At 71.6% G+C, this 15787-nt stretch carries 17 protein-coding genes; 3 read left to right on the top strand and 14 right to left on the bottom strand.

From position 1 onward, the window contains the following. Window positions 1-11: 11 nt before the first annotated feature. The 6 genes from ACOOE8_RS14490 to ACOOE8_RS14465 form a co-directional block, all read right to left on the bottom strand. Window positions 12-482 (bottom strand): hypothetical protein, encoded by a 471-nt coding sequence (locus ACOOE8_RS14490; RefSeq protein WP_420392140.1) that lies wholly within the window; start codon window positions 480-482, stop codon window positions 12-14. 57 nt (window positions 483-539) lie between these two features. Then, window positions 540-848 (bottom strand): integration host factor subunit alpha, encoded by a 309-nt coding sequence (locus ACOOE8_RS14485; protein ID WP_420392139.1) that lies wholly within the window; start codon window positions 846-848, stop codon window positions 540-542. Window positions 849-1004: 156 nt separating this feature from the next. Beyond that, window positions 1005-1952 (bottom strand): beta-ketoacyl-ACP synthase III, encoded by a 948-nt coding sequence (locus ACOOE8_RS14480; RefSeq protein WP_420394720.1) that lies wholly within the window; start codon window positions 1950-1952, stop codon window positions 1005-1007. A gap of 76 nt (window positions 1953-2028) precedes the next feature. After that, window positions 2029-3078, bottom strand: a complete 1050-nt coding sequence (plsX, locus tag ACOOE8_RS14475; protein WP_420392138.1) for a phosphate acyltransferase PlsX — start codon at window positions 3076-3078, stop codon at window positions 2029-2031. 53 nt (window positions 3079-3131) lie between these two features. Then, window positions 3132-3665, bottom strand: coding sequence for a YceD family protein (locus tag ACOOE8_RS14470; protein WP_420392137.1), 534 nt, complete (start codon window positions 3663-3665; stop codon window positions 3132-3134). After that, on the bottom strand, window positions 3662-4174 hold the full coding sequence (locus ACOOE8_RS14465; protein ID WP_420392136.1) for a ubiquinol-cytochrome C chaperone family protein: 513 nt from the start codon (window positions 4172-4174) through the stop codon (window positions 3662-3664). The genes ACOOE8_RS14470 and ACOOE8_RS14465 overlap by 4 nt, the downstream gene beginning before the upstream one ends. 46 nt (window positions 4175-4220) lie before the next feature. Here ACOOE8_RS14465 and ACOOE8_RS14460 point away from each other — a divergent pair, with 46 nt between their 5' ends. The 3 genes from ACOOE8_RS14460 (at window position 4221) to ACOOE8_RS14450 (ending at window position 7342) form a co-directional block, all read left to right on the top strand. Beyond that, complete coding sequence (locus ACOOE8_RS14460) at window positions 4221-4700, top strand: outer membrane protein assembly factor BamE (RefSeq protein ID WP_420392135.1); 480 nt, start codon at window positions 4221-4223, stop codon at window positions 4698-4700. A 15-nt stretch (window positions 4701-4715) separates the two neighbouring features. Further along, window positions 4716-6965, top strand: coding sequence for an efflux RND transporter permease subunit (locus ACOOE8_RS14455; RefSeq protein WP_420392134.1), 2250 nt, complete (start codon window positions 4716-4718; stop codon window positions 6963-6965). Window positions 6966-7042: 77 nt separating this feature from the next. Beyond that, the gene (locus ACOOE8_RS14450) at window positions 7043-7342 is read left to right on the top strand and encodes a hypothetical protein (RefSeq protein WP_420392133.1); all 300 of its coding nucleotides are present in this window, start codon (window positions 7043-7045) and stop codon (window positions 7340-7342) included. A 98-nt stretch (window positions 7343-7440) separates the two neighbouring features. Here ACOOE8_RS14450 and ACOOE8_RS14445 read toward each other — a convergent pair whose 3' ends face one another. From ACOOE8_RS14445 to ribD, 8 genes are all read right to left on the bottom strand, one after another. Next, a complete protein-coding gene (locus tag ACOOE8_RS14445) occupies window positions 7441-9663 on the bottom strand; it encodes a sodium-translocating pyrophosphatase (protein ID WP_420392132.1) in 2223 nt (740 codons plus the stop codon). A gap of 74 nt (window positions 9664-9737) precedes the next feature. Next, the gene (locus ACOOE8_RS14440) at window positions 9738-10940 is read right to left on the bottom strand and encodes an MFS transporter (protein ID WP_420392131.1); all 1203 of its coding nucleotides are present in this window, start codon (window positions 10938-10940) and stop codon (window positions 9738-9740) included. A gap of 10 nt (window positions 10941-10950) precedes the next feature. Continuing rightward, complete coding sequence (thiL, locus tag ACOOE8_RS14435; protein WP_420392130.1) at window positions 10951-12018, bottom strand: thiamine-phosphate kinase; 1068 nt, start codon at window positions 12016-12018, stop codon at window positions 10951-10953. 4 nt (window positions 12019-12022) lie between these two features. Further along, window positions 12023-12907, bottom strand: a complete 885-nt coding sequence (locus ACOOE8_RS14430; RefSeq protein WP_420392129.1) for an alpha/beta fold hydrolase — start codon at window positions 12905-12907, stop codon at window positions 12023-12025. After that, window positions 12900-13388, bottom strand: coding sequence for a transcription antitermination factor NusB (nusB, locus tag ACOOE8_RS14425; protein ID WP_420392128.1), 489 nt, complete (start codon window positions 13386-13388; stop codon window positions 12900-12902). The genes ACOOE8_RS14430 and nusB overlap by 8 nt, the downstream gene beginning before the upstream one ends. Next, complete coding sequence (locus tag ACOOE8_RS14420; RefSeq protein WP_420392127.1) at window positions 13385-13828, bottom strand: 6,7-dimethyl-8-ribityllumazine synthase; 444 nt, start codon at window positions 13826-13828, stop codon at window positions 13385-13387. The genes nusB and ACOOE8_RS14420 overlap by 4 nt, the downstream gene beginning before the upstream one ends. Window positions 13829-13845: 17 nt before the next feature. Further along, entirely contained in the window at window positions 13846-14472 is a 627-nt protein-coding gene (locus tag ACOOE8_RS14415) for a riboflavin synthase (RefSeq protein WP_420392126.1), read from the bottom strand. Further along, complete coding sequence (gene ribD / locus ACOOE8_RS14410; RefSeq protein ID WP_420392125.1) at window positions 14433-15530, bottom strand: bifunctional diaminohydroxyphosphoribosylaminopyrimidine deaminase/5-amino-6-(5-phosphoribosylamino)uracil reductase RibD; 1098 nt, start codon at window positions 15528-15530, stop codon at window positions 14433-14435. Before ribD ends, ACOOE8_RS14415 begins: the two co-directional genes overlap by 40 nt. Window positions 15531-15787: the final 257 nt, after the last annotated feature.

Raw genomic sequence — 15787 nt, 5'->3', positions numbered from 1 at the left:
CTGGCTGCCCGTCAGCGTGCCCCGTCCAGGCGGCGCACGCAGGCGATGAGCTCGGACAGGATCTCGCGCACATCCTCGGAGTCGGCGCCGAACGTCGAGCGGACGGCGGACGCTGGTCCCCCCGTGCGATGGTGGACGAGGGCGTCGGGCGGGATCGGCCGCGAGGCCGCGCTCCCCGGGCCTTTCGGGACGATGCCGTGCAGCCGGCGACGCCCCTCACGCTCGATGGCGTCGCGCTCGCCGGCCGCGAGGCGCCGGCTCACCTCGCGCAGCGGCTCGCCCTGCTCGTACAACAGCTCGACGAGGCCGGCGAGCAGCACCGCATCGTCCGCCCTGTAGGCGCGCTCGCGCCCGTGCGTGAGGCCGCGGACGCCCGGCACACGCGCCTCGAGGTAGGCGAACACCGAGGCCGGCACGCCGAGGAGCTGCGACAGCTGCGCCGCCGAGATCGTCGTCCGCCCGGCGGGTGCCGACGTGGGCATGTCCGATCCGGGGGGCAGGACCGTCTCCGATGGCACCGGACGTGCCTCGTCGCCGGGTCAGCGACCGTTACACGGCGGCTCGTTGATGATGCGCTTCAAGACGTCGCTCGGACGGAAGGTGACCACGGAGCGGGACTCGATGGGCACCTCCTCTCCGGTCTTCGGGTTGCGCCCGACCCGCTCCTTCTTGCGGCGCACCTCGAACACGCCGAACGAGGACATGCGGACCGGCTCGCCGCGCTCGAGCGCTGACACGATCTCCTCGATGATCTGATCGATGAGGTCGGCGGCCTCGGCGCGGGACACGTTGGCCCGGGCGCAGATGGCGTTGGCGAGATCGGCTCGTGTGATGGTGCGCCCTGTCATGTCCCCTCGCTCCGCGATCGAGCGACGGCCGTCCGCCGGCGCGGACGGGCGGTGCGCGGACGACCCCTTGCATCATTGCCGAAATTTAACGGCGCCGGCGCGCCTCGCGCAAGGGTGCGCGGCCCGATCCACAGCGCTCCGGACGGCGTCGGCCGATCACCAGCGCACCAGGGACGCACCCCAGGTGAAGCCGCCCCCCATCGCCTCGAGGAGGACGAGGTCGCCCTCCTTAATGCGCCCGTCCGAGGAGGCCTCGGCGAGCGCGAGGGGGATCGAGGCGGCCGACGTGTTCCCGTGATGCTGCACGGTGAGGACCACCTTCTCCGGTGCAATGCCGAGCTTCTTGGCGCTCGCGTCGATGATCCGCTTGTTGGCCTGATGCGGCACGAACCAGGCGACGTCGTCGGCGGTGACACCGGCCTTGGCGAACACGGTCTCGACGACGTCCACGGTCGCGGACACGGCGAACCGGAAGACCTCCTGCCCGCGCATCCTGAGGTGCCCGACCGTCTGCGTCGAGGACGGCCCGCCGTCCACGTAGAGCTTGTCCTTGTGCGTCCCGTTGGAGCGGAGGCTGGAGGCGAGGACGCCGCGGGGCGAGGCACCGGCGGCACCGCCTGCGCGCTCCAGCACGACCGCGCCGGCGCCGTCGCCGAACAGGACGCACGTCGTGCGGTCGGTCCAGTCGAGGATGCGCGAGAACGTCTCCGCACCGATGACGAGCGCACGCTCGGCGAGCCCCTGGGCGATCAGCGCGTCGGCCGTGGACAGGGCGTAGACGAAGCCCGAGCACACCGCGTGGAGGTCGAACGCCGCCCCCCGCTCGATGCCGAGACGGCTCTGGACCTCCACGGCCGTGGACGGGAAGGTGTTGTCAGGCGTCGCGGTGGCGAGGACGATGAGGTCGACGTCCCTCGCCTCGCGACCGGCATGGTCCAATGCGGCCCGAGCAGCCCGCTCGGCGAGGTGGGAGGTGAACTCGCCCTCCGCCGCGATCCGCCGCGCCTCGATGCCGGTGCGCGAGTGGATCCACTCGTGGGAGGTGTCGACCATCTCCGCCAGCTCGTGGTTGGTGAGCACCCGTTCGGGCAACGCCGACCCCACGCCGACGACGCGCGATGCCGGCGCACGCTCCCGCTGCGAGGCGCGCGCCTCGCCGAGCCCGTCGCCGAGAGGTCGATCAACCCGCGTCTGCAAGCTCTTTCGTCTCCGTCAGCACGGCAACGTCCGCTGCGATGCGACGCTGCAGCTCGTTGCGGACCATGTCGTGGGCGAGCTCCACAGCGCTCGCAAAGCCGAGCTCGTCGGTGCCGCCATGGCTCTTTATGACAAGGCCGTTCAATCCAAGGAAGACCGCGCCGTTGATCTTGCGGGGGTCCATCTTGTCGCGCAAGCGGGCGAAGGCAGGCTTGGCGAGCAGGTAGCCGATGCGCGCCCGCAGCGTGCGGCCGATGGCCATGCGCAGGTACTCGGCGAGCTGGCGGGCGGTGCCCTCGGCGGTCTTCAGCGCGATGTTGCCGGAAAAACCCTCGGTGACCACCACGTCGACCACGCCACGACCGATGTCGTCACCCTCGACGAAGCCCTCGTAGCGCATGGTCGGCAGGTTCGCATCACGCAGGACCTGCCCTGCCTCGCGAACCTCCTCCAGGCCCTTGACCTCCTCGACCCCGATGTTGAGCAGTCCGACCTTCGGCGACTCGATCCCGAACACCGCGCGCGCCATGGCGGCGCCGAGGATCGCGTTGGTCACGAGGTTCTGCGTCTCGACACCGATGGAGGCGCCGACGTCGAGCACGATGCTCTCGCCGCGCACGGTGGGCCAGATGGCCGCGAGCGCCGGACGGTCCACCCCCTCCATGCCGCGCAGGCAGAAGCGCGCCATGGCCATCAGCGCCCCGGTGTTGCCGGCCGAGACCATCGCCTCCGCACGCCCGGACTTCACGCACTCCAGCGCACGCCACATGGACGAAACGCGGCGGCCCATCCGAAGCGCCTGGCTCGGCTTGGCATCCATGGGGACGGCCACGTCCGTATGGTGGAGCCTCGCGCGGGCGGCGAGCTCGGGATGGCGCTCGAGGATGGGGCCGACCACCTCGCGGTTGCCGAACAGCTCGAACGTCAGCGTCGGGCAGCGCACCAGGGCGACCGCAAGGCCCGGCAGCACCATGGCCGGACCGTCGTCACCCCCCATGGCGTCGATGGCCAACCGGATGCTGCCGTCAATCATCGAACCCCAACCGCTGGCCCCCGACCGCCGTCCGGCCGGGACCATAAAGGATGTTACTCGCCACCACGAGGTCGGTTCCCGCCGTTTTTGAGCCTCGCCAACACCGCGAACGGGGACGGCTCCTTGGCCTCGGCACCGTCGCTCTCGTCGGCCTCGAACTCGACGCCCGGGGCGCGCGGGTACGGGTCGAGCCCCAGGACGAAGTGCTCGAGGCAGATGGCGCCGACGTCCACCTCGTGGCCGGTGAGCTTCTCCGGCGGGTCCGGCGCGTCGGGATCGACCTCCACGCTGACGGCGACGGCGGCGTCCGGGTGCAGGCGGACGTCGAACTCCTCCTCAACGGTGCCTGGGACCGGCTCCAGCGTCACGACGCACGACTGCACGACAGCGCCGCGAACCGTGCCGGTGACGCGCACGCCCTGCCCGCGCCAGGGACGCAGCGCGACGTCCGCCGTGAGCGCGTCGAGGGCGACGAGGTCGAGCGCCTCGACGAGCGCGGCGCGCTCGGGCTCGCTTGCCTCGATGCGGTGGACCTCCTCCCCGGTGAGGCGGCGCACGGAGACCGGCCGACGCAGCCGCGCCGTCATGCTGCCGCCCCCTCCGCCTCCACCGCCGCGCCATCCGGCACGAACCGTGCCGGATCGGGGAAGTGCGGCGACGGCGTGAGCTTTCCGGGGGCGGCGTCGCGCAAGGCGCGCATGTACCGCGCCAGGGCCCGTGCCTCGGGCGAGGTCGGCCGGTCCGGCGCATCGAGCACGTTGCGCGCGCAGGCCGCGGCCAGCGCATCGCCGTCGTCCATGGCACGGCGATAGGCGTCGAAGCGGCCGTAGAAGGCGGCGCCGACCTTCTTCATCTTCTTGGGGATCGAAAGGTCACCGACGCCGATGGTGCGAAGGTTCTGGTCCATGTCCGATAGGAAGTGGTCGAACAGCGCCTGACCTTCCGGGAGGAGCGAGCCGCCCTCGTCTCGCAGCCCGTCGATCAGCGGCGTGACGTGGAGGACAACCATCTCGAAGCGGCCGTCGAGCGTGTCGGCGACGCCGTAATCGGTGTAGAACACCGGCAGCCGCGCCTGCGCGACCGCCGCGTCGTACATCCGTCCCACCCTGGGATCCTCTTTGTTCCGGAAGAAGTAGCGAAGCATGGCACAGAACCCCTCACTCGCCACACATAGGTGGGGCCGGACCGCATTCGAGGTGTCGCGGGTCGTCCTGGCGCTGCTCGCCGCGCTCACGCTGTCGGCCTGCGCGGTGGGCGAGTCGTTCACACGCGGTCAGAAGATCAGCGCCGACCAGCTGGAGCAGGTGCCCATCGGCTCGTCGCGCGAGCAGGCGGTCCTTGCCCTGGGGACCCCGACCACCACCGGGCTCGTGGACGGTGAGGCGTTGTACTACATCTCGCAGACCTCGGCTCGCACGTTCGCCTTCCAGAAGACCGCGGTTCGCGACCGGCGCATCCTGGTCGTCTACCTCGGCGACGACTCCGAGGTGCGCCAGATCGCCGAGTACGGGCTGAAGGACGGCAAGGTCTTCGACTACCTGTCGCGCAAGACGCGCACGTCCGGCAGGGACCTCGCGTTCCTCTCCCAGGTGCTGACCGGCATCGCGAACCCGACGCTCTAGCCGACCGACGGCGTCGTGGCGCGCGCCGAGCCGTCCGGTCGCTGGTCCTGGGACGCCCTCGCACGGTCGATCCACCGCTGGCGCTTCCCCATCCTCGCGGCCTGGGGCCTCGCGATCGCCGCGACGTTGGTGGCGGCGCAGGACGTCATCTACGATCCCGACGTCCTCGTGTATTACGACCCGCAGCGACCGGCGCGGCAGGCGTTCGACCGGATCGAGGAACGCTTCGGCCGCACAGCCGAGGTGGTCACGCTCGTGGTGCCACGGTCGGGCACCGTCTTCGAGGTCGAGGCAGTCACGGCGATGGCTCGGCTCGCCCAGCGCTCCGCCGACCGTCCCGAGGTCCGCGCGGTGCGCTCGGCGCTCTCCGATATCGGGGTGTCGCCACGGGACCTCCTCGCGATGGCGCAGGAGGACCGGGCGCGCGTCGCGGCACGCCTTGCAGGGGTCGCGGAGGCAGGTGGCGAGGCGCGAGCCCTCGTCGCCCCGGACGGCTCGGTCGCCGTCGTCGCCGCGGTGGTCCGCCCGCCCGCGGACAGCGCCGGGACCGAGGCCATCGCCGCGGCGCACCGGGCGCTGCGCGACGCGGTGGCCGCGGACGCTCCCGGCCTGCAGCTCATCCAGACCGGCCGGATCGTCATCGACGACGCCTTCCTGGGCGAGAGCCGCGACGACGTGTCCGCCTTCGCCGGGCTCCAGGTGGTCGTCCTCGCCGCCATCGTCCTCGTCGCGCTCGGCTCGCTTACGCTCACCCTCGCGATCCTCGTCACGGTGGTCGCAGTGAGCGGCGGAGCGGTCGGCGTCATCGCGTTCCTCGGCGTCCCGCTCAACGGCATCTCCAGCTCGGCCCCTGCCGTCCTCATGGGCCTCATGGTGGCGAGCGCGATCCACGTCGCCATCGCGTGGCAGGAGGGCATCCGGGAGGGGTTATCGCGGATCGAGGCGACGGCACGCGCGTATCGCCGGAACGCCAAGCCGGTGGTGCTGTCGGTGCTCACCACGGTGGTCTCGTTCCTCGTGCTCAACCTTGCCGAGGCGCCGCCCTTCCGCCAGCTCGGCAACATCGTCGCCGTGGGGCTCTTGGGCACGCTCGTCCTCGTCTTCACGCTGCTGCCGGCGCTCCTCGTCGTGGTGCCGCCGAGCGAGGCGCGGCACCGCGCGCGGATGGAGGGATGGCTCGCCGACCTCGGCGGTTGGGTCGTGCGGCGGCGCAGGCTGATGCTCGGTGCCACCGCGGTGGTCGCCGTACTCGCCGCGGTCGGCATCGGTGGCATCACCATCGACGACACGTTCTCGCACTACTTCGACGAGCGCTACGAGGTTCGCCGCGCGACCGACCTCTTCGAGGAGAAGCTTTCCGGGACGACGATCGTCGACGTCGCGGTCGATGCCGGCGGACCCGGGGAGGCGCTGGGCTCGAGCGCCTTCGCGGCGGCCCAAGCGTTGACGGGCTGGCTCGAGGCCCGACCCGAGGTGGCGCGCGTGGACAGCCTCGCCACGCTGGGCGCCGGGCCGGACGCGCAGGCGCTGCGCGCGGCGGGCGAACGGCTCGCCGAGGCCGGTGGGCCCCGCCTGGTGGACGAGGACGCCCGCTTCCAGCGCTTCAACGTCGTCATGCGTGGCGTCTCCTCACGCGACACGCTCGCCTTCGCAGGCGCCGCCGAGCGCGAGGCCGAGCGACTGTTCGGGACGGACCGTGCCGAGGTCACCGGCATGCCGGTCCTGTCGGCGGAGCTGTCCCTCGGCTCGGCGAGGTCGATGATCGTCGGCATGGCGATCGCGCTCGCTGCGATCTCCTTCATCATCGTCGTGACCCTGCGCTCGGTCCCTCTCGGTGCCATCAGCCTGATGCCGAACCTTCTGCCCATCGCCGTCGCCTTCGGGCTGTGGGGGTTCGCGGCGCGCGAGGTGTCGTTCGCCGCCACCGTCGTCGGGGCGCTCACCTACGGCATCGTGGTGGACGACACGGTCCACATCCTGACGAAGTTCCAAAGGTTCGCCGAGCTCATGCCGACCGGCGAGGCGATCCGCGAGGCGCTGCGCACGGTCGGCGTCGCGGTGGTGGTGACGACGCTGGCCCTCGGCCTGTCGTTCCTGCCGTTCGCGCTATCCGGCTTCCTGGTGAACCGGCACTTCGGCGCGCTCACCGCGTTGACGCTCGGTGCCGCGCTGGTCGCCGACCTCCTGTTCCTGCCGGCGCTCCTGGCGTTCGTGCGCACGCAACGTTCCAAGCGAAGGATGAGCCATCCGGAACCATCGCAGTGAGCCTACCGTTGGCCGGTTCGTAAGTTTGTTCCCGGCCGACGACGTCCGGGCGAACCTGCAAGGTAGGGAGTTCAAAGATGACCAAGTCTCTCACGGCCGCGCTGGTCGCAGGCGCAATGCTGGTCGCGGTTCCTGCGGCCCAGGCGCAGGTGTCGGTCCAGTTCGGCAACGCGCCTGAGACGACGCGGGGCGAGGAGCGCGGCGAGCGCATCGAGGATCGTGGCGCAGACCGGGCCGAGCGTGCGGCCGACCGGGGCGACTACCGGCGAGCCGCGCAGATCGAGCGTCGCACCGAGCGGCGTGCGGACCGGGTCGAGGAGCGCGACCAGCGTCCCGCTGCTGGCACGGACACCGGCCTCACGATCAGGCTCGACTGACCGGCGACCAGGCCGCGCGCGTCCAGCGCGAGGCTTCCCGACACTGGGGAAGGGCCGTCCTGAGGGGCGGCCCTTCTCGTTGAGGTCGACCCGACCAGCTACACGCCCTGGTGGGCGAGGACGGCGAGCAGCAGGAGCGCCACGATGTTGGTGATCTTGATCATCGGGTTCACCGCGGGGCCGGCGGTGTCCTTGTAGGGATCGCCCACCGTGTCGCCGGTCACCGACGCCATGTGCGCCTCCGAGCCCTTCATGTGGCGCACGCCGTCGCGGTCCACGAAGCCATCCTCGAAGCTCTTCTTCGCGTTGTCCCAGGCGCCGCCGCCCGCGGTCATCGAGATCGCGACGAACAGTCCCGTCACGATGACGCCGAGGAGCATCGCTCCGGTGGCTGCGAACGCCTCGCCCTTGCCGGCGATGAAGTAGATGGTGAAGTAGACCACGATGGGCGACAGCACCGGCAGCAGCGATGGCACGATCATCTCGCGGATCGCCGCCTTGGTCAGCATGTCCACAGCACGCCGGTAGTCAGGGCGATCCGTGCCCTCCATGATGCCCGGCTTCTCACGGAACTGGCGGCGCACCTCCTCGACGACGGCGCCCGCGGCGCGGCCGACCGCCGTCATGGCGATGCCGCCGAACAGGAACGGCAGGAGGCCGCCGAAGAACAGGCCCACCACCACGTAAGGGTTGGCGAGCGAGAAGTTCAGCGTCTCCTGCGTCAGCCCGGCGAAGTACGGGTAGGTGTCCGAGTTTTCGATGAAGTATCTGAGGTCCTCGGTGTAGGCCGCGAAGAGGACCAGCGCGCCGAGGCCGGCCGAGCCGATGGCGTAGCCCTTGGTGACGGCCTTCGTGGTGTTGCCGACGGCGTCGAGCGCATCGGTGGTCGAGCGTACGTCCTCCGGCAGGTCCGCCATCTCGGCGATGCCGCCGGCGTTGTCCGTCACCGGGCCGAAGGCGTCGAGTGCGACCACCATGCCGGCGAGCGCCAGCATGGTCGTCACCGCGATGGCGATGCCGAAGAGCCCCGCCAGCGAGTACGTCACGATGATGCCAGCGATGATGACGAGCGCGGGCAGCGCCGTCGCCTCCAGGGACACCGCAAGGCCCTGGATGACGTTCGTGCCGTGCCCGGTCACCGACGCCTGGCTGATGGAGCGCACCGGCCGGTAGCCGACGCCGGTGTAGTACTCGGTGATCCACACGATGAGGCCGGTGATGATGAGCCCGGCGACGCCGCAGAGGTAGAGGTCGAGCGGGGTGAAGGACAGCACGGGGTCGAGCTCGGCCGCCTCCGCCGTCGCCGCCACGTCGCCGATCGCTGGATCGCCCGCCCCGGCCGATACGGCCGTGATCGCCTCGGTGAGCGAGCCGAACACGAGCCAGGTCACCGGCAGCAGCACGACGAGCGAGAGCACCGCGGTGACGATGAACCCCTTGTAGAGCGCGCCCATGATGTTCTGCGATGGGCCGAGCTTGACGAAGAAGGTGCCGACGATGGAGGTCAGCACGCAGGCCCCGCCGATGGCGAGGGGGTAGAGCATGGTCGCCCCGAGGAACTCGGACTGGGCGAAGTAGATCGCGGCGAGCACCATCGTTGCGACCACGGTGACGGCGTACGTCTCGAAGAGGTCGGCCGCCATGCCGGCGCAGTCGCCGACGTTGTCGCCCACGTTGTCGGCGATGGTGGCGGGGTTGCGTGGGTCGTCCTCGGGGATCCCGGCCTCGACCTTGCCGACGAGGTCGCCGCCGACGTCCGCACCCTTGGTGAAGATGCCGCCGCCGAGGCGCGCGAAGATCGAGATGAGCGAGGCGCCGAAGCCGAGCGCGACCAGGGCATCGACCACCGTGCGCGACGTGGGCGCGTTCCCGAGGATGACGGTGAGGACATAGAAGTAGACCGCGACGCCGAGCAGCGCGAGGCCGGCCACAAGAAGCCCGGTCACCGCACCCGACTTGAAGGCGATGTCGAGCCCACCCTGCAGCGACACCGACGCCGCCTGCGCGGTGCGCACGTTGGCTCGCACCGAGACGAGCATGCCGATGTAGCCAGCGGTGCCCGAGAGGATGGCGCCGACCGCGAAGCCCACGGCCACGAGCATCCCCAACAGCCACCAAACGAGCGCGAAGATGACGACGCCCACGATCGCGATGGTCAGGTACTGCCGCGCGAGGTACGCCGAGGCGCCCTCCTGGATGGCGCCGGCGATCTCCTGCATGCGTGCGGAGCCGGCGGGCGCGGCGATGACGCTGCGGATCGCCCACGCTCCGTATAGGAGCGAGACGAGCCCGCAGGCGATGACGATCAGGATCGGGTCCATTCAGTCCTCCAGCGCACCGTGCGCCTCAGTGATCCGCCGCGGGCGGTCCGGGGGGAGTAGAAGGTGGGGACCGTTCAGGCAAGCCGGCCGCGGCGCTGCCTCGACAGGGCAGCGGCCGCGGCGAGGCACACGAGGGGCAGCGCCACCAGGGGCATCAGCGTCCAGTTGATGGACGCCCAGCCCACCGTCTGGAACAGCACGCCGGAGGACAGCGAGGCGAGCGCCACGCAGCCGAACACGATGAACTCGTTGGCGCCCTGGGTGCGGGCGCGCTCCTCGGGCCGCTGCGCGGCGGTCAGCATCGCCGTGCCGCCGATGAAGCCGAAGTTCCACCCGAGGCCGAGGAACACCAGCGCCACGTAGAAGTGGCCGAGCGTGATGCCGAAGAGCGCGGTGGTCCCGGCGAGGACGAGGAGGAGGAGGCCGATCGCCGCGATGGGCTCGGCGCCGTAGCGCGCGATGAGCGAGCCGGTGACGAAGCTCGGCGCGAACATCGCGATGACGTGCCACTGGATGCCGAGCGCGGCATCGTCCGTGCCGAAGCCGCAGGCGATCATCGCCAGCGGCGCGGCCGTCATCATGAGGCTCATGACGCCGTAGGAGATCACCGCGACGAGGATGGCGAGCATGACCTTGGGCTCGGACAGGATCTGCGTGAGGGGACGGCCGCCCTCGACCTTTTGGACCTCCACGTCCCCCACCGGGCGGTAGAGGAAGAGGATCGCGATGGTGACCAGTGCGAGCCCCGCCTGGGCGAGGTAGGCGCCGGCGTAGGCGACGGGGGCGAAGAGGTCGCGCGTCGCGATCACCGTCTGCGGGCCGATGATCCCGGCGAGGATGCCGCCTGCCAGCACGTAGGAGATCGCCTTGGGCCGGAAGCCCGGGGTCGCCCCCTCCGCCGCCGCAAAGCGGTACTGCTGGACGAAGGCGAACGCGAAGCCACCCAGGAAGGTGCCGACGCAGTAGAGCGCGAACGAGCCGGTCATGATGCCGGCGAACGCGGTGAGCCCGCCCGACGCGGAGACGAGCGTGCCGACGACGAAGCCGTTGCGACGGCCGAGCCGGGCGAGCAGCATGGCTGCGGGGATCGTGCCGCACGCGGTGCCGACGACCATCGTCGTGACGGGCAGCGTCGCGAGCTTCGAGGAGGCGGAGAGGAGGTAGATGCCGACGAGCCCGCCGAGCGAGATCGTGATCGACGTCAACGCGCCGCCCATCGCCTGCGCCATGGCGAGCACGAACGCGTTGCGCCTGGCGAGACGGTCGTCTGTGTGCATGTCCGGCGGCTTACACCCCACGATCGACACCGGCAAGCCGCCTCCCTTGCGCCAGCCCTTGGTATGGCCGCGAAGCGACTTTGACGGTCGCCGCCTGCACCGTAGCGCTCAAAAGTGTTGGAAGCGGCCGTCGGCCAAGGTGATCTCTCGGTCGCCATCCACGGTGCGGACCGGGCCGCACGCCTCCGTGACGAGCCCGATGGCGGCGGCCTCGATGCCGTCGCGGCGGAGGGCGTCGAGGTACGCCGCCACGCCCCGGAGGCACCGCGGCGAGGACTTGGTAGTCGTCGCCGCCCGTCAGCGCGATGTCGCGGGCGGACGGATCGTTGGCGACGGCAGCGCGCACGTGCGGTGACAGGGGGACGCGCTCGACGTGGAGCGTCGCGCCGACGCCCGCGGCGCGGCACATCTTCGTAAGGTCGCCGACGAGCCCGTCCGAGACGTCCATGGCCGCACGGGCGTGCGCACGCACCGCGCGCCAGGCGGCCACCGGCGGATGGGGCCACCAGTACGCGTCCCGCAGCGCGTCTGCGCTGTCCTGGGGCAGGCCGAACGCCGGCGCGTGCCGGCACTGGAGCCCGAGCGCGGCGTCGCCGATGGTGCCCGTCACCGTGAGGACGTCGCCCGGGCGCGCGGTCCGGCGTCGCACCGCGGACCCCGCCGGCACCCGGCCGAACGCGGTGATCGTGATCGTCGCGCCGCCGCCCGGCGAGGCACGCAGCGTGTCGCCCCCCAGGAGCGTCACGCCGTAGCGCGCCTGGTCGGCCGCGAGCCCGCCGGCGAAGGCCTCCGCCCAGGCGGAAGTCCACCCCTCGGGCAGCGCGAGCGCCAGGAGGTAGCCGAACGGTTGGGCGCCCTTGGCCGCGAGGTCGGACAGGTTCACGCGCAGCGCCTTGGCGGCGAGGGCGGTGGGCGGATCGTCGGGGAAGAAGTGCACGCCTGAGGCCAGCGCGTCGCAGGTGACGACGACGTCGCCCTCGCCGCACGGGAAGGTCGCGGCGTCGTCGGTCAGCCCTTCGGCCCCCTCGGACGTGGCGAGTGGCGCAAAGATCCGCGCGATCAGCGCGTCCTCGTCCACCCGGTCAGGCGGCCATGGCGAGCGCGTCGACGAGGTGGCGGGCGACCGCGTCGGGATCCTCGCGCTGGGGGAAGTGCCCGAGCCCCGGCAGAACGCGACGCTCGTAGGGGCCGCGGAACATCGCCTCCCGACCCTCGGACGTCTCCGGCGCGTTCACCGGGTCCGCGCCGCCGTGCAGCGTCATCGTCGGCACCGCGATCGCCGGATCATCGGCCTGCCGCCGACGGATCGCGCCGTATCGTGCGGCCGCCGGCGCGTGATCCCAGCGCACTCGGTAGGAGGACAGCGTCACGTCCGGCCATGCCGGGTTGTCGAACGCCTCGGCCGTCGCCGCGAAGGTCGCCGCGTCGAAGTCCCAACCCGGGGCCCACAGGCGCCACAGATAGCTCGTCAGCGCACGACGGTCCTCGCGGACCATACGCTCGCCGCGCGGCGTCGCGAACAGCCAGTGGTACCAGTAGTTCTGCGTCTGCCGGAGGCTGAGCGGCTGGTCGGGCACGTTGGTGCCCCAACCCACCGAGACGCCGACGCACGCGGCGATCCGCTCGGGCGCCAGCATCGAAGCGATGTAGGCGGCCCGCGCGCCCCAGTCGTGACCGACGACCACGGGCCGCTCAAGCTGCATTCCGCCGACGAGGTCGAGGACGTCCTGGCCCAGCGCCTCGAGGTCACCGACCGGCGGCTCGCCTTGGTGGAACGTCGTCGACCCGAACCCGCGCAGCGTCGGCACCACCGTGCGCCAACCGGCGTCGTGGATCGCGGGAAGCACGCCGTCCCACGTGCGCGGACCGTCGGGCCAGCCGTGCAGCAGGAGCGCCGGCCGACCGTCCGCCGGCCCCGTCACCTCCACCGCGACGGACAGCGTGCCCGTCCTCACCACCTCAACCATCAACGCCCTCCGAGCGCACGTGACGCGCGATGGCGTCGAGCACTCCGTTCGCAAGGCGGGGCTCGTCCTCCCCGAAGAACGCCTTTGCCACCTCGACGTACTCGGAGATGACCACGCGCACCGGCACGTCCTCGCGCATCATGAGCTCGAACGTCCCTGCCCGGAGCACCGCCCGCAAGGTCAGGTCGATGCGCCTGAGCGGCCAGCCCTCCTTCAGGGCGTCGTCGACGGCGGTGTCGATCCGGCGCTGGTGCGCCACCACCCCGGTGACGATGCCGTCGAACCAGTTCATGTCGATGGCGCGCAGCTCCTCGCCGTCGATGTCCTGCTTCAGCCGGAACAGCTCGAACTCCTTGACGATGTCGCGCGCGCCGGACCCGGTGACGTCCATCTGGTAGAGCGCCTGGACCGCAGCGAGCCGCGCGACGGCACGCTTGTTCGCCGGCTTCTGCCGCGGCGCAGCCTCGCGTGGAGGCCTCATCGGTTGAACGCTTGGCGCAGGTCGTTGAGCGCGATCGCCGCGAGCGCGGCGTCGCCACCCTTGTCCTTCTGCGCAGGGTCGGCGCGGACGAGGGCCTGCTCGCGGCTCTCCACCGTCAGGATGCCGTTGCCGAGCGCTAAGCGGTTGGCCACCTGCAGGTCGACGACGGCGCGGTTCCCCTCCCCTGCGACGACGTCGTAGTGCCCGGTCTCGCCGCGGATGACGCAGCCGAGCACGACGAACACCCCGTAGGGGAGGTCGCGCCGCCGCGCCGAGGCGATGGCCATGGCGAGCGCCGGCGCGATCTCGAGGACACCGGGGACGCTCACCACGTCGTCGCCGAAGCGCCGACGCGCGAGCTGTGCGCGCGCGCCGGCGAGCAGCATGTCGGCGATGTCGTCGTAGAACCTCGCCTCGATGATGAGCGCGCGTGCCGCCATGGATCCCTCAGCCCGGGCTAGGCCCGGCGCGACGGCCCGTCAGCACCTTCTGCACCGACGAGCCGCGCCACGTACCGCGCAATGGTGTCGACTTCAATGTTGACCATGTCACCGACCTGCCGCTCCGACCAGGTGGTGACCTTCAGCGTGTGCGGGATCATCGCGACGGTGAACGCGTCGGCCGCCTCGTTCGATGTCAGCGACGTGCCGTCCAGCGTCACCGACCCCTTGTGGGCGATGTAGCGCGCGAGGTCGGCCGGCGCCGCGACGCGGAACGTCGTCATGTCCTCGCCGTCGATCCGGTCCAAGACCTCGGCGCGGCCGTCGACGTGCCCGGCCACCAGATGGCCGCCGAGCTCGTCCCCGGCCCTCAGGGCGCGCTCGAGGTTGACGCGCTCGCCCTCGCGCCAGGTGCCGAGCGTGGTGCGGGCCAGCGTCTCGGCCGAGGCGTCCACGGTGAAGACCGATCCGTCGCGCTCGGGCTTCACCGTCGTCACCGTGAGGCAGCAGCCGGCGCAGGCGATGGAGGCACCCATGGCGATGGTCTCCGGCGCGTAGCGCGAGGCGATGGCAAGTCGCGCGCCGTCGCCAAAGCTCGCGCGGCTCACGAGGCGTCCGACGTCGGTGATGATGCCAGTGAACATGGAAGCCGCCACAGCTGGGTCCATCGGTCCTCGCCGACCCATCCCACGTGGCGCATGGGCAGTCGCCGCGCAAGCGCCGCCGCGCCCCGGCCACCGAACGGTCGCACGGCGTCCCCACCCACGCGGCGCGGCGCCTCGATCCACGTGGCGGCGTCGATGAGGTCGGCGGCCGCGAACGCCTCGGCGAGGGCTGCGCCGCCCTCGACCAGGAGGCGCGTGACACCGGACCGGGCGAGCGCCCGCAGCGCCAGGTGAAGGTCGAGCCGTCCGCCCTCGCCGCGCGGTACGGGCACGACGGTGGCACCGGCGACGTGGAGCGCCCGCACGCGGCCGCCATCGGCGTCCGGCGCCGTGAGGATCGTTGCTCCTCCGGCGAGGAGCGTGGCGGTCGGCGGCGTCCGGGCCTCGGTGTCGAACACGACGCGCGTCGGGGATAGCCCGGCCATCCCGGGCAGGCGGCAGGTGAGCGCAGGATCGTCGGCGAGGACGGTCCCGACGCCGACGGCGATCGAGTCGTGCTGCGCGCGCATGAGGTGTGCGCTGGCCCGCGAGCCTGGCCCTGAGATCATGACCTGGCCCTCGCCGCGTCGGCCGATGGCGCCGTCCGCCGAGACCGCGAGCTTGAGGCTGACGTGCGGTCGGCCGTGGATCATGCGCAGGATGTGCCCGGAGAGGTCGCGCCGCGCCTCGCCCTCGCGCATGCCGACGACGACCTCGACACCGGCGCGACGCAGCGCCTCCACGCCCTGCCCGGCGACGAGCGGGTTTGGGTCGAGCGCACCCACGACGACGCGCATCAGGCCGGCCGCGAGCACGGCGTCGACGCAGGGCGGGCTCCGCCCCACGTGCGAGCACGGCTCGAGGGTGACGTAGAGCGTCGCGCCCCGCGCCGCGCTGCCCGCCATCGCAAGCGCCACCACCTCCGCGTGCGGCCGACCGCCATCGGCCGTGCGGCCGATCCCCACGACGGTGCCGTCCTGCACGATGAGGGCCCCCACCGACGGGTTCGGTGCGGTCCGTCCGAGGCCCTGCCGGCCAAGCGACAGGGCAGCGGCCATGGATCGATCGTCCCGTGCGGCTTGGTCCACGAAGCTTCGTCGTCCCGGGCAACGCGCCATCGCCATCCGATCGCCCTGTCCCGAAGGCTCTTCGACCTCCGCGAGCCGAAGTCCCAGCATTGTGCCGGGCCCCTTGCTACCGTCGGACCCCGCTTGTCGACACCGACCCGACGTCGCGGCGTGGCGCCGACACCGTGGCAGCATGGGCACGCTGGCCCATCGCCCGGCGGCTTCCGGGAAGTCGAGCGGTTTGTCGG

It is taken from the genome of Acuticoccus sp., assembly GCF_965213555.1.
Taxonomy (GTDB): domain Bacteria; phylum Pseudomonadota; class Alphaproteobacteria; order Rhizobiales; family Amorphaceae; genus Acuticoccus.
The sequence above is the reverse complement of the archived record's forward strand: the minus strand, read 5'-3'. Positions and strand labels throughout refer to the sequence as shown.

Bases quoted from the DNA above. Each gene is read 5' to 3' on its own strand.
- ACOOE8_RS14490 (WP_420392140.1), bottom strand. From the start codon at position 482: ATGCCCACGTCGGCACCCGCCGGGCGGACGACGATCTCGGCGGCGCAG.
- ACOOE8_RS14485 (WP_420392139.1), bottom strand. From the start codon at position 848: ATGACAGGGCGCACCATCACACGAGCCGATCTCGCCAACGCCATCTGC.
- plsX (WP_420392138.1), bottom strand. From the start codon at position 3,078: ATGATTGACGGCAGCATCCGGTTGGCCATCGACGCCATGGGGGGTGAC.
- ACOOE8_RS14470 (WP_420392137.1), bottom strand. From the start codon at position 3,665: ATGACGGCGCGGCTGCGTCGGCCGGTCTCCGTGCGCCGCCTCACCGGG.
- ACOOE8_RS14465 (WP_420392136.1), bottom strand. From the start codon at position 4,174: ATGTACGACGCGGCGGTCGCGCAGGCGCGGCTGCCGGTGTTCTACACC.
- ACOOE8_RS14460 (WP_420392135.1), top strand. From the start codon at position 4,221: ATGGCACAGAACCCCTCACTCGCCACACATAGGTGGGGCCGGACCGCA.
- ACOOE8_RS14450 (WP_420392133.1), top strand. From the start codon at position 7,043: ATGACCAAGTCTCTCACGGCCGCGCTGGTCGCAGGCGCAATGCTGGTC.
- ACOOE8_RS14445 (WP_420392132.1), bottom strand. From the start codon at position 9,663: ATGGACCCGATCCTGATCGTCATCGCCTGCGGGCTCGTCTCGCTCCTA.
- ACOOE8_RS14440 (WP_420392131.1), bottom strand. From the start codon at position 10,940: ATGCACACAGACGACCGTCTCGCCAGGCGCAACGCGTTCGTGCTCGCC.
- ACOOE8_RS14430 (WP_420392129.1), bottom strand. From the start codon at position 12,907: ATGGTTGAGGTGGTGAGGACGGGCACGCTGTCCGTCGCGGTGGAGGTG.
- nusB (WP_420392128.1), bottom strand. From the start codon at position 13,388: ATGAGGCCTCCACGCGAGGCTGCGCCGCGGCAGAAGCCGGCGAACAAG.
- ACOOE8_RS14420 (WP_420392127.1), bottom strand. From the start codon at position 13,828: ATGGCGGCACGCGCGCTCATCATCGAGGCGAGGTTCTACGACGACATC.
- ACOOE8_RS14415 (WP_420392126.1), bottom strand. From the start codon at position 14,472: ATGTTCACTGGCATCATCACCGACGTCGGACGCCTCGTGAGCCGCGCG.
- ribD (WP_420392125.1), bottom strand. From the start codon at position 15,530: ATGGCCGCTGCCCTGTCGCTTGGCCGGCAGGGCCTCGGACGGACCGCA.